Raw genomic sequence first — 13,061 nt, 5'->3', positions numbered from 1 at the left:
GTGGGTTTTTTTATTGCAAAATGATAAAAAATAAGTTAAAATAGAATATATGAAGAGACTAATTCCTCTTAAAAAAGAGGTTAAAAAAGAGATAAAAAAGGCTAAAGATTTAAGAAAATTAGACCAAATTTTTAGAAAATATTTAGGTAAACGAGGAGAAATCAGTCTTTTATTAAAGGGTTTAAAAGACTTGCCAAAAGAAAAAAGAAAAACCATTGGGAAAAGGGCAAATTTATTGAAAAAATTCATTGAAAAGGAATTAAAAGAAAAGGCCGGAAAATTAAAAGAAAAAGCTAGAATCGAGATTTTCAAGAGAGAAAGGATTGATGTAACTGCCCCTGGCAAAAAAGTCCTCCTTGGTCATTTACATCCTTTAACTCAAGTCCAGAGGAAGATTGAAGAAATTTTTCAATCAATGGGATTTTCAGTTATTGAAGGACCAGAAATCGAAAATGAGTGGTATAATTTTGATGCCTTAAATGTTCCTAAGGACCATCCAGCTAGGGATTTCTGGGATACTCTTTGGCTAAAGCCAAAAAGTCAAAAATCAAAAACCAAAAATCAAAAATTATTACTGCGTACCCACACCTCACCAGTTCAGGTACGTTTCATGGAGAAAAATAGTCCTCCTTTAAGGATTATTGTTCCTGGTCGAATTTTTCGTCACGAAGCCACTGATGCCTCTCATGAAATTAATTTTTATCACGTCGAGGGGTTAATGGTTGATAAAACTGTTTCGGCAGCTAATTTCAAAGCAATTATTCAGGAGTTTTTCAGAAGATTTTTCAAAAAGCCAGTTAAAATCAGATTAAGGCCAAGTTATTTTCCATTTACCGAACCTTCTTTTGAAGTCGATATGGTTTGTTTAGTTTGTGGAGGAAAGGGCTGTTCAACATGTCAAAAAACCGGCTGGTTAGAAATGATGGGGGCAGGAATGGTTCACCCCAATGTTTTAAAAAATTCGGGTTTGAATCCCAAAAATTGGCAAGGATTTGCCTTTGGAATGGGGATGGACAGATTAGCGATGATGAAATACAAAATTAAAGATATAAGGCTTTTTTATTCGGGGGACTTAAGATTTTTGCAACAGTTTTAAATTAACGTTCGGAAATGTGACTTTTAGGATACGCTCGTAAGTCCCAGCGAGACTTACTCGCTCAGATCCTCGCCTCGCTCGTCGCCCTCGGCGACACCATGCTTGCTCGGCTGCGGATGCTCCTAAAAGTCAATTTCCTCACTTATGATATTTTCATATAATTGGTTACAATCTTTTTTTGAGAAACGATTACCAAAACCAGAAAAATTGGCTGAGCTTTTAACTATGCATTCTTTTGAAGTTTCAGAATTAAAGAAAGTAGGAAAAGATTTTACTTTAGATATTGATGTTTTGCCGAATAGGGGACCAGATTGTTTCTCTCATATTGGAGTAGCTCGTGAGTGCTCTGTACTCTTAAATTCTAAATTAAAAATGGGGCCCGCAAAGGCGGGAGGGTGGTCGGGACGCGAGGCGCTTTCGCGAAGCGAAACGCCCCGTCCTTGGAAGGGTTGGAGTCCAAATTTCAAATTTAAGGAAAATAAACAACATAAAGCTAAAGATTTTGTTAGAGTAGAAGTTAAGAATAAAATGGCCTGTCCTCGTTATACTGCCAGAGTAGTCAGTGGTGTTAAAGTGGCTTCTTCTCCAAAATGGTTAAGGCAAAGATTAAAAGTTTGTGGGATTAAACCAATTAACAATATTGTCGATATTGCCAATTTTGTGATGTTAGAAACTGGCCAGCCCCTTCACGCCTTTGATGGTGAGAAACTGGAAGGCAAAAAAATTATTGTTAGGTTTGCAAAAAAAAGAGAGAGAATTGTTACTTTAGATGAAGAAAGATACGATTTAAATCCAGATATTCTGGTAATCGCCGATGCCAGAAAACCAATAGCTATTGCTGGAATTAAGGGAGGAATAATGCCTGAAATCGATAAAAAAACAAAAATTGTGGTTCTTGAATCGGCTAATTTTAACCCTCGAGTTATCCGCAAGGGTTCAAAAAAATTAAGCCTGAAAACTGATGCCTCCTGGCGCTTTGAGCATGGAATTGATCCAAATTTGACTGAAATGGCAATTAATCGAGCCGCTTTTTTAATTCAAAAAATTGCTGGCGGCATAGTTTCTCAAGGTCTAATTGATAAATATCCCCGAAAAATTTTACCAAAAATAATAAAATTGAATTTGAATTATTTAAAAAGTCTACTGGGGATAGAGATTCCGAAAAATAAAATTTTAAAAATTTTGAAAAATCTAGAATTCAAAGTTCTGGACTCAAAACATCAGGTTTTAAAAGTCAAAATTCCTACTTTTCGTTTGGATATTTCGATAAGCGAAGATTTAATTGAAGAAATTGCCAGAGTTTATGGATATCAAGAAGTTCCTGCCACTTTTCCAATCGGAGTTTTAGTTCCTCCAAAAAGAAATATTGAGATTTTTTGGGAGAGCCTGACAAAAAATATTTTGAAGGAATTTGGCTTTTCAGAGGTTTATAATTATTCTTTTGTTAGCGAAAGAGACAGAGAAGCTTTTGGCTACAAAATCAGAGATTTAATAGAAATAGAAAATCCAGTGAGTATTGAGCAGAGATATTTACGGCCGAGCTTAATTCCTAATTTTCTAAAAAATCTTCAAAAAAATTTTAAATACCAAAAAAAAATTAGAATTTTTGAGTTAGGAAAAATATTTCAAAGGTCAAAAGTAGAAAAAAAAATGTTAACTGCACTGCTAGCCAAAAAGGAGGTTAGTTCAGGAGCTGATGAATTTTACTATCTAAAAGGAATTTTAGATTTATTATTAAATAAACTTGGGATTTCAAATATTTGGTACGATTCTTATCGGCCTACTCCCGAAGAAAGTAAATTAGCTATTTGGCAACCTAAAAAATGTGCTGAAATTAAAGTAGATGGAGAAGAAATAGGATTTTTAGGCGAGATTTCTCCTAAGATTTTAGAAGATTTTAAAATTAATACAAGGGTAGTTGTTTTTGATCTTGATTTTGAGAAATTACAAACGATTTCTTCAGAAGAACAAGAGTATCGACCAATTTCTCCTTATCCAGCAGCGGTTAGAGATATATCTGTTTTAGTTCCCCAGGGTATTTTAGTTGAGGAAGTTTTAAATAAAATTGAATCAACTGGTGGTCCTTTAATTAGAGATATTGACCTTTTCGATATTTATGAAGGAGAGGAGATTCCCTCGGGTAAAAAGAATTTAGCTTTCCATATAATTTATCAGGCCTCAGATCGGACTTTAGACTCCAAAGAAATTGATGAAATTCAAAAAAGAATAATTGGGGCCTTAGAAAAAGAGTCAGGGTGGGAAGTTAGAAAATAGATAAAACCAAAAACTATGGTACGAAAATCAAAAAAAACTAAAAAAAGCAAAAGTTACAAGGCCAAAGATATTTATGTTTTGAGAGGTTTAGAGCCGGTCCGAAAAAGACCAGCAATGTATATTGGTACAACTGGACTGGAAGGGCTGCACCATTTGATTTATGAGGTGGTTGGAAATTCAATTGATGAAGCAATAATGGGTTATTGTAATGAAATTAAAATTTCTCTCTTACCTAAAAATCGAGTTCGAGTTGATGATGATGGGCGGGGAATTCCGGTGGAAATTCATCCCCAGACAAAGAAATCAGCCTTGGAAACAGTAATGACTTTTTTGCATGCCGGGGCTAAGTTTGGTGGAAAGATTTATGCTTCTACCGGTGGTTTACATGGAGTTGGAGTCTCGGCAGTTTGCGCCCTATCTAAATTTATGAGAGTTGAGGTTTGTCGGGATGGAAAAAAATATTTCCAGGAATACTTAAAAGGGAAACCTAAAACTAAAGTAAAAAAAATAGGTAAATGCCGTCAGGCTGGTACCAGTGTAGTTTTTGAACCAGATCCAGAAATTTTTAGAGAAATAAAGTTTAATCGAGAAAAAATTTTAAATTATCTCCGCCAACAATCCTATTTAAATAAGGGAGTAAAAATAATCTTCTCCGATTTAAGAAATGGCGATAAAAAGATATATGCTTTTTATTTTGAAGGAGGCCTTGTTTCCTATATCAAGCACTTAATTCGAGGAGCAATTCCCCGGCATCCTAATATTTTTTATGGCCAAGGGGAACGAAATGGAATAATAGTTGAAGTGGCTCTCCAGTATACTAAGGAATACGAATGTTATGAAGAAAGTTTTGCCAATAATGTCTTCACAAAAGAAGGGGGTACCCATCTAACAGGTTTTAGAACTGCCTTAACTAGAACTTTTAATGACTATGCAAGGAAGGTTGGATTTTTGAAAGAAACTGATGAAAATTTATCAGGTCAAGATATGAGAGAAGGATTAACTGGAGTGGTTTCAATCAAAATAAAAGAACCCCAATTTGAAGGTCAGACCAAGAGGAAATTAGGAAACCAAGAAGCAAAAGTCGCTGTAGAGCAGGTTATTTCTGAAACTTTGGCTGATTTTCTAGAAAGAAATCCTTCAGATACTAGAGCTATTATTGAAAATTGTATTTTGGCTCAAAAAGCCAGAAAGGCAGCCAAAGCGGCTAGAGAAACGGTTTTTAAAAAAGGGATTTTAGAAGGATTAGCCTTGCCAGGGAAATTAGCCGATTGTGCTTCAAGAAAGCCTGAGGAATCAGAACTCTATATTGTAGAAGGGACATCAGCTGGAGGTAGTTGTAAATCGGCTCGAGACCGAAGATTTCAGGCGATTTTACCCCTCCGAGGCAAAATTCTGAATGTTGAGCGGGCGAGGCTAGATAAAATCTTAGCCTCAAAAGAAATTAAATCTTTGATTATTGCTTTGGGGACAGCCATTGCTGAAGATTTTAATTTGGATAAATTAAGATATCATCGTGTTATCATAGCCTGTGATGCTGATACAGATGGGAACCATATTAGAACTTTGCTTTTGACTCTTTTTTATCGTTATTTTAAACCAATAATTGAAAATGATTATCTCTATATTGCCCAACCACCACTTTATCGAATCCAATCGGGAAAAAGGATTGAGTATGCTTATACCGAATCTGACAAAGCGGAAATTTTAGATTCTCTGAAAAAGAAAAAAGAGAAAAATATTTCTATTCAGCGTTATAAAGGCTTAGGAGAGATGAATCCTGATCAACTTTGGGAAACAACTATGAATCCAGAAAATCGGGTTCTATTAAAAATTGATATCGAAAATGCTAAAAAAGCAGATCAAATTTTCGATACTCTAATGGGAAAGGAAGTATTGCCAAGAAAGAGATTTATTCAAACCCACGCTAAGAAGGTAAAGAATCTTGACATCTAAATTCTCTTTGGCTAAGATAAAATAATGGCCTAGAGGCCATTTTAAAAAACCAAAATTTTAAATGAAAATTAATAAATTTCCTAAAAAAATTATTACTTTCCTAAAAGAAGTTAGGTTGGAGATGAAGAAAATTAACTGGCCAACCAGACGAGAGACCATAAGGAACACCTTAATTGTTATTGGGGTTTCTATAGTGGTGGCTATATTTTTAGGAAGTTTGGATTTTATATTCACCAGACTGCTAAATAAATTTTTTTTATAAACCCATATCAGAAGGGGGTTTGTAATACCACTATGCCAAAACGTCGCGGCACGCGACGATTGCCTTCGGCAATCGCGCTAACACCGCTCCTTAAAACCCCTCGGTTTTAATCTTTCCGCTACGGGACTCCACCCACCCGCCACCCTCCCGCTTCGCGAGCCCCTACACCCAGTTTTCCCGCCCCCTTTCTGATTTTGCCATATAAATATGCCAAAACAAAGATTACCACAAAAAAGAAATTGGTATGTTTTACATACCTACTCTGGCTATGAAGATGCAGTTGCTAAAAATCTGAAACAAAGGATTGAGTCTCTTGGCATGGAAGATAAAATTTTTAGTGTTCTGGTTCCGAAGGAAAAAAAGATTAAAATAAAAGATGGGAAAAGAAGGATAACAGAAGAGAAAATTTATCCAGGCTATGTTTTAGTTGAAATGATTGTTACTGATGATTCTTGGTATGTGGTTAGAAATACCCCAAATGTTACCGGCTTTGTTGGTGCCGGAACTACTCCCGTTCCAATATCGAATACTGAGGTTGAGATTTTGAAAAAAAGAATGGGAGTGGAAGTTCCTCAATATAAAATTGATGTTAAGATTGGGGATTCGGTAAAGATTATTGATGGTCCATTTAAGGATTTCGATGGTAAGATTTCTGAAATTGACAAAGAACGCGGTAAAGTCAAGGTTCTGGTTAATATGTTTGGTAGAGATACCCCAGTCGAATTAGACTCCTTGCAGATTAAGAAGATATAAGTTATGAAAAAGATAAAGGCTACAATTAAACTCCAAATTCCAGCTGGCCAGGCCACACCAGCCCCACCAGTTGGTCCAACCTTAGCCCCCCACGGCTTAAATATTGGTGAATTTTGTTCGAAATTTAATGAAGCAACTAAAAATCAAACAGGCTTTACAATACCTGTTGAAATCAAGGTTTTTAAAGACAAGACTTATGATTTTAAATTAAAAACTCCACCAACCTCTGAGCTTTTAAAAAAAGCGGCTGGAATTGAAAAAGGATCTGGCGAGCCAAATAGAACCAAGGTAGGCAAAATTACCAAGGCCCAAATCAGAGAGATTGCCCAAAAGAAAATGGAAGATTTAAATACTTCTGACATTGAAAAAGCTGTGAAAATAATAGAGGGAACCGCAAAAAATATGGGAATTACGATCGAGTAATTTCTATATTTTTCAAAGGAGGGGTCGGGACTCCAACCCTCCCTCCACCCTCCCGCTTTCAGCGAGCCCCTCGGATTGGGTATCCTCCCGTCGTGGAAAAATAGGAGCGAATGAAATGAGCGACGTAAGAAACCGAAGGTTTCTTAGGAGCGGAGCGAAACGAGCCCTCACCAAATTTTGGTGGGGGAGAGTGCTCGAACGGAGTGAGAGGAAGCGGAGCGACAAAATATGGGAATTACGATCGAATGATAACGCCCCATATCGGAAAGGGGTCGGTCAAGATGCGAGGCTTCTCCGCGAAACCTGCGAAGCGGGTTGAGTCGGAAAGCCCCATCTGGGAAACCATTCGGTTTCCCCGTATAGGAAAATATTAAAAACCGAAGGGACGCGAGAGTTCTCCGCGAAGCGGAAACTCCCGTCCTAGGGTTTTTAAAGAGCGGTGTTAGCGCAATTGCCGAAGGCAATTGTCGCGTGCCGCGACCTCGCTTTGTATTACCACTATGGTTCTTTCAGATAAAGAAATAAAAAAATATATTAAAGAAGGGAAAATTAAGATTAAACCTAAGCCAAATTTTAAAGAACAATTAGGGCCTTGCTCGCTAGATTTACATTTAGGAAATACTTTTAAAGCTTTTAAACCTTCTCAATATCCTTATTTAGATCTCAAAAGAAATATCAATTTCGAGGACTTAATGGAAAAAATAAGGGTAGAGGATGGAGCTCCCTTTATTTTACAGCCAAAAGAATTTATTTTAGCAACAACCAAGGAAGAATTCACCTTACCTGATGATATAATGGCCCGACTTGATGGAAGAAGTTCTTTGGGGAGGCTGGGAGTAGTAGTTCATTCCACTGCCGCCAGATTTGATCCGGGTTGGCAGGGAAGAGCAGTAATGGAATTGGGAAATATGGGAATTATGCCGGTTGTTTTATATTCTGGGATGCGAATTTGTGCTTTAACTTTTGAAAAACTGTCCAGCCCCTGTGAGGTTCCCTATCTGAAAAAGAAAGGCCAAAAATATGGAAAACAGAAATTTCCTCAGGCCAGCAAGATAACTCAAGAATTTAATAAGAAGAAAAGTTAAAATAGATGGAAATTAATCTTGAAAATTGGCCACCAGTAGGAGGGAGGTATAAAAATGGGAATAAAAAATCTCCAGTAGCTGTTTGCACTAATGCCACGGTTGAAGGAATTGAGTTAGATATGGAAAAAATAGCAATTTGTGGAAAGTGCGTAACTGAAAATATTGGCATTGAAAAGATTATTCAAAACATTATCTCAAATCCAAATATCCGATTTTTAATTCTTTGTGGAAAGGTTTCTAAAGGTCATTTTGTCGATCAGGCAATTATTTCCTTAAAAAAAAACGGGATAGATAAAGAAAAAAGAATTATTGGAGCAAAAGGGAATACCCCGTTTTTGAAGGGAATTGATGAGGGCCAAATCGAAAGATTTCGCCAACAAATAGAAATAATAGATTTAAGTGGTGAAGAAAATCCTAAAAAAATAATGAGAGTCGTTGAGAATTGTTTAAGAAAAAACCCTGGCATTTTTACTGGAAAGGCAATGAAGATTGAGGAAATAGAAGAAATAGAGGCCAAAACTTTTCCTAAATGGATACCTGACCCTAAAGGATTTTTTGTCATCTCAATCAATCCCCATAGAAATAAAATAATAGTTGAGTATTTCCAAAATAATAAATTAACAAAAAAAATAATCGGGAATTCAGCTGAAGAGATTTCAAAAACTATCGCCAAACTCAATTTAATTGGTGATTTTGAGCAGACCTTGGAACATTCAATGTATTTGGCTCGGGAACTGCAAAAAGCCGAATTTGCCCTGAAAAATAGATTAGATTATGAACAAGACAGCGAGTTAAATCTGAAAAAAGACGAAAAAAAAGAATCAATCGATGAAAATGACTGGTTCGACTAGTGAGTAATAAAAATGGAGATTGAAATAAGAGCAAAAATTGAAAATTTAACAAATCTCAAGAAAAAACTTATTAATTTAGGAGCTACATTAGGAACTCAAAGAAGGCAATTCGATGTTATATATAAAAAGAAAGGAGAAGAGGGGACTGATCAGGGACCGGGTTCCTATATTTTAAGGATAAGGGATTCTGACAAAGGAAAATTCCTGACCTTTAAAGCTTTAACTGAAAGACGAGGCGTTTGGGAAGAATACGAATTAAAGATTGATAATGTTAAAGAAGCAAAAAAAATTCTTGAAAAAATAGGTTTTATAAAAGCGCTGACTTTAACAAAAGAAAGAACGCCTGGAAAATTAGACGAATTTAATTTCAATCTTGATAATATAAAAGAACTGGGTTCATATATTGAAGTAGAACTAATTGACGATGATGGAAGAAAAGCTCAGGAAAAAATTAAACAATTACTTTTTAAATTAGGCATCTCTGAAAATCAATTAGAGCGCCGGGGATATCCAGAGATTATCTTTGAGGCTCAAGGTATGAGATTTAACGGTCAAAAATAAAATATCATTAAATCGTTTTCTAATCCATGTACGAGACAAGAGCAGTTACAGCTAAAACTTTAGGCGAGGCCTGGGAAAAGGCCTGTATTTTAATGATGAAAGAAGGTCACAGGCGTTTCGTTCAGGCGCCCGAATATCAAATAGAGACAAAAGACCTTCCTTTAATAATTAAAGTTTCTAATCCATTTTTGGAACCAAGATTGAGCCCTAAGGCAAATACTACCCGAGAATTAGCTGATGATTATGTTAAAAAGTTCCTCCATGGCTCAGGCAAAGAAAAAGAAAATAGCTTTGATTATACTTATTATTCAAGGCTCCGCTGTTATCCAGATTGTAAAGTAAGAGCTTGGTTGCCAAGCGTAACTGATTCTGAAAAAGAATTATTAGGGGCCGTTAAGAAAATTTCCCCTGAAGGAAAATGTGTGGTTCGGAGAATTGATCAGGTAGAAAAAGCAATTAAAATTTTAAAGAAAGATCCTACTCGGCGAACAGTGGTGATGCACACCTGGATTCCTTTTAGGGATTTAATGAAATTTGGACCAAAAAGAGAAGCTTCTTCGTCTCCCTGCGTACTTTTATTTTATCCTCAATTAGTGGATGGAAAATTACATATGTTTGTTGTTATGAAAACCAATGATTTATATAATGCCTGGCCAGAGAATGCCTATGCCTTTACTGCTCTCCAAAAATATATAGCAGATGAACTTGGTGTTGAGACAGGGACTTATACTCATTTTTCTGTTAGCATGCACATTTACAAAGATATGTATGATGAAGTAAAGAAAAAGTTTAATTTGTAACTTTCCAATTTTTAGTATTTGAAAAAGCCCTTAAATTTCGGGCTTTTTCTTTTTTTAAAAATTAGATATAATTAAAACATGATAAAAAATCCTTATCCAGGAAAGTTCATTGCCTTTGAAGGGGTTGATGGGGCAGGAGGTGAAACCCAAAGCAAATTATTATTTAATTTTTTCAAAAAACAAAAAAAGCAAGTTGAAAAATTATTTTATCCTGATTATAAAGGACCAATTGGAAAATTAATTCATCAGTTTTTGCACAAAAAACATAATTTTTCTCCAAGAATTCAGTTTCTACTCTATTTTACTGATTTTCTAAAAGATAAAGATAGAATCGAAAAATGGCAAAGAAAGGGGAGGATTGTAATTTCTGATAGATATTTTACTTCAGCCTTGGCCTATCAATGTCCCCAAGGTTTTCCTTTAAAAGAGGCCTTGAGGATTGCTAAAATTTTCGAACTTCCCAGGCCTGATTTAATAATTTATCTTAAAATTTCGGTTAAAACTTCAATCCAAAGGAAATTAAAAGAAAAGAAAAATTTAGACAGACACGAATCCGATAAAAAATTTCTATCAAAATTAACTAATTTTTATGATAAATTAATAAAAAATCAAGTCTTTAGTGAGTGGGTTGTTATTGATGGCGAAAAATCAATTAAGGAGGTTTCCCAGCAGATAGTCGAATTATTAAAAAAATATAGATTCTAAATTAAATATGGAAATTGCAAAAATAATTGACCATACCAACATAAAACACAATGCTACGGCAAAAAAAATAAAAAAGACCTGCCAAGAGGCTAAAAAATATGGTTTTAGAGGAGTTTGTGTGAATCCAAAATTTGTGAAATTGGTAAAAAAAGAATTAAAGAACACTGATATCAAGGTTATTGTTTTGATTGATCCACCAATGGGAATTTCTCCTCATTCAAAAAGAGTTAAGTTTTGTGGAAAAGCAAAAAAAGATGGAGCCGATGAATTAGATGTGGTGATGAATGTTGTTGATTTAAAATATGGAAAATATAATAAAGTTTTAAAAGACTTAAAAGAAATTTCAAAAATTTTACCAACAAAAGTAATTATCGGCTCCGGTTTCCTGACCGATGATGAAATTAAAAAAGCCTCCAAAATAGTTAAAGAATCTGGCGCCGTTTGTGTTAAAACAGCAACCGAAAAAGACCCCTTAGATAGGTTTGAATTAAAAGAAAAAGCCAAGCATTTAAGGATTATGAGAAAATCGGCTCCTGGACTAGAAATTAAAGCAGCCGGTAGTATTAGAACCCTAAGAGATCTAAAGATGATGGTTAAGGCTGGAGCTGATATAATTGGCACCTCTTCAGGTGTTGAAATAGTAAAAGAAGTCAAAAAATAAAAACAATAACACAATTCCCACGGTCGTGAGAAATGCGTTATGTACTATTTCTTATTGGAAAGCATGGCATATCAACCTACAATTGGCTTGGAAATTCATGTAGAGCTCAATACAAAGAGTAAAATGTTTTGTTCTTGCCCAAATGATCCAGAGGAAAGAAATCCCAACGTTAATATCTGTCCTATTTGTTTGGGACATCCTGGGACGCTACCTACAATAAATCAAGAAGCAGTAAAAAAGGTAATAAAAACTGGACTAGCTCTAAACTGTCAGATTCCTGAATATTCAAAATTTGATCGAAAAAATTATTTTTATCCTGATTTACCAAAAGGATATCAGATTTCTCAGTACGATATGCCATTTTGTAAAAATGGATTTTTAGAAATTAATAAAAAAAAAGTTAAAATTAGAAGAGTTCATTTAGAAGAAGATACTGGTAAGTTAATTCATGAAAAAGATTATTCCTTAGTGGATTTCAATCGAGCGGGCATTCCTTTAATGGAGTTGGTAACTGAACCTGATTTGAAATCAGCCAAAGAGGCAAGGAAATTTGCTGAAGAATTAAAGTTGATTTTACGTTATTTAAATGTTTCTAATGCTGATATGGAAAAAGGCCAACTCCGCGTCGAAGCGAATATCTCACTTCTCCGCCAAATTCCAAATTCCAAATTCCAAATTCCAAAAAAACTTGGGACAAAGGTGGAGATTAAAAATTTAAACTCTTTTCGGGCGGTGGAAAAGGCGATTGATTATGAGATTGAAAGACAGGCAAAAGTTTTAAAGGCAGGTAAAAAAGTTATTCAGGAAACCAGGGGCTGGAATGAGGTTTCAGGGGCAACTGTTGGTCAAAGAGAAAAAGAAGAGGCTCATGATTATCGATATTTTCCTGAACCAGATTTACCGCCTCTTTATTCTAAAAAAGAAGAGATTGAGAAAATAAAAGCTGAAATTCCCGAACTTCCAGAGCTGAGGAGAGAAAGGTTTAAAGAAGAATACAAACTTAAAGACTTGGAAATTGAGTTTTTTGTTCAAAACAAAGACTTAGGAGAATATTTTGAAAAAGTGGTAAGTGAATTTGGGCCAAGACTTCCAGCGGAAAAAATTTCAAAATTAATAAAATTAGCCGCAAATTATCTAATTACTGATTTACAAGGACTATTAAAGGGGGCCTCAGTTTCTGGTGAAGGTTTTTTGATTACCCCGGAGAATTTTGCCGAGTTTATTGCTTTGATTGCTGATGGAAAAATTTCAAGTAAAATTGCTAAAATAGTGCTTGAGGAAATGTTTAAGACTGGAGCTGATCCTTCCCATATCATTGAAGAAAAGAGACTTTTATTGATTACAGATGAAGTTGAAATTGAAAAAATTGTCAAAAAAGTTATTTCAAAAAACGAGAGGGCAGTAAAAGATTTCAAAAAAGGAAAAGAAACGGCCCTCCAATTTTTAATTGGCCAGGCAATAAAAGAAACTAAAGGAAGAGCCAATCCAAAAATAGTTAAAGAGATATTAGTTAAAACCCTTGACAAGCTTTTTTGACCAGATTATCATATAAGCAGTACCCTAAGGAAGGTTCCCCTTTTTCTTTCAGAAAAGGAGTTTTCCCGTCTTCTTTCAGCTTTGGGGGGGGGAATTGAAAA

At 35.2% G+C, this 13,061-nt stretch carries 13 protein-coding genes; all 13 read left to right on the top strand.

All coding sequences use genetic code 11. The features are described 5' to 3' along the window. Nucleotides 1–49 precede the first annotated feature (49 nt). The 13 genes from pheS to gatB all read left to right on the top strand — a co-directional run bounded on the left by pheS (nt 50) and on the right by gatB (nt 12,960). Nucleotides 50–1,096, top strand: coding sequence for a phenylalanine--tRNA ligase subunit alpha (gene pheS / locus KJA15_02715; GenBank protein ID MBZ9572214.1), 1,047 nt, complete (start codon nt 50–52; stop codon nt 1,094–1,096). 144 nt (nt 1,097–1,240) lie between these two features. After that, nucleotides 1,241–3,370 carry a phenylalanine--tRNA ligase subunit beta gene (pheT, locus tag KJA15_02710; GenBank protein ID MBZ9572213.1) on the top strand — a complete coding sequence of 710 codons (2,130 nt, stop codon included), beginning with the start codon at nt 1,241–1,243 and terminating at the stop codon, nt 3,368–3,370. A 15-nt stretch (nt 3,371–3,385) separates the two neighbouring features. Continuing rightward, nucleotides 3,386–5,323 carry a DNA topoisomerase (ATP-hydrolyzing) subunit B gene (gene gyrB / locus KJA15_02705; GenBank protein ID MBZ9572212.1) on the top strand — a complete coding sequence of 646 codons (1,938 nt, stop codon included), beginning with the start codon at nt 3,386–3,388 and terminating at the stop codon, nt 5,321–5,323. Nucleotides 5,324–5,384: 61 nt separating this feature from the next. Further along, nucleotides 5,385–5,585: a preprotein translocase subunit SecE gene (gene secE / locus KJA15_02700; protein MBZ9572211.1), complete on the top strand. Its 201-nt coding sequence runs from the start codon at nt 5,385–5,387 to the stop codon at nt 5,583–5,585. Nucleotides 5,586–5,792: 207 nt separating this feature from the next. Next, nucleotides 5,793–6,338, top strand: a complete 546-nt coding sequence (gene nusG / locus KJA15_02695; protein ID MBZ9572210.1) for a transcription termination/antitermination protein NusG — start codon at nt 5,793–5,795, stop codon at nt 6,336–6,338. 3 nt (nt 6,339–6,341) lie between these two features. Continuing rightward, the gene (rplK, locus tag KJA15_02690) at nt 6,342–6,761 is read left to right on the top strand and encodes a 50S ribosomal protein L11 (protein MBZ9572209.1); all 420 of its coding nucleotides are present in this window, start codon (nt 6,342–6,344) and stop codon (nt 6,759–6,761) included. A gap of 500 nt (nt 6,762–7,261) precedes the next feature. Then, the gene (locus KJA15_02685; GenBank protein MBZ9572208.1) at nt 7,262–7,846 is read left to right on the top strand and encodes a dCTP deaminase; all 585 of its coding nucleotides are present in this window, start codon (nt 7,262–7,264) and stop codon (nt 7,844–7,846) included. A 5-nt stretch (nt 7,847–7,851) separates the two neighbouring features. Then, entirely contained in the window at nt 7,852–8,697 is an 846-nt protein-coding gene (locus tag KJA15_02680; protein MBZ9572207.1) for a tetrahydromethanopterin S-methyltransferase subunit A, read from the top strand. A gap of 12 nt (nt 8,698–8,709) precedes the next feature. Continuing rightward, nucleotides 8,710–9,258: a class IV adenylate cyclase gene (cyaB, locus tag KJA15_02675; GenBank protein MBZ9572206.1), complete on the top strand. Its 549-nt coding sequence runs from the start codon at nt 8,710–8,712 to the stop codon at nt 9,256–9,258. A 26-nt stretch (nt 9,259–9,284) separates the two neighbouring features. Then, nucleotides 9,285–10,058: a hypothetical protein gene (locus KJA15_02670; protein MBZ9572205.1), complete on the top strand. Its 774-nt coding sequence runs from the start codon at nt 9,285–9,287 to the stop codon at nt 10,056–10,058. 78 nt (nt 10,059–10,136) lie between these two features. Beyond that, nucleotides 10,137–10,763 carry a dTMP kinase gene (gene tmk, locus KJA15_02665; protein ID MBZ9572204.1) on the top strand — a complete coding sequence of 209 codons (627 nt, stop codon included), beginning with the start codon at nt 10,137–10,139 and terminating at the stop codon, nt 10,761–10,763. 7 nt (nt 10,764–10,770) lie between these two features. Next, nucleotides 10,771–11,424 carry a deoxyribose-phosphate aldolase gene (gene deoC, locus KJA15_02660; protein ID MBZ9572203.1) on the top strand — a complete coding sequence of 218 codons (654 nt, stop codon included), beginning with the start codon at nt 10,771–10,773 and terminating at the stop codon, nt 11,422–11,424. Nucleotides 11,425–11,487: 63 nt separating this feature from the next. Continuing rightward, a complete protein-coding gene (gene gatB / locus KJA15_02655) occupies nt 11,488–12,960 on the top strand; it encodes an Asp-tRNA(Asn)/Glu-tRNA(Gln) amidotransferase subunit GatB (GenBank protein MBZ9572202.1) in 1,473 nt (490 codons plus the stop codon). Nucleotides 12,961–13,061: the final 101 nt, after the last annotated feature.

The organism is Patescibacteria group bacterium, from assembly GCA_020148145.1.
GTDB lineage: Bacteria > Patescibacteriota > Minisyncoccia > Minisyncoccales > JAHCRE01 > JAHCRE01.
Note: the sequence above shows the minus strand (reverse complement) of the source record. Positions and strands in the feature narration are given on the sequence as shown.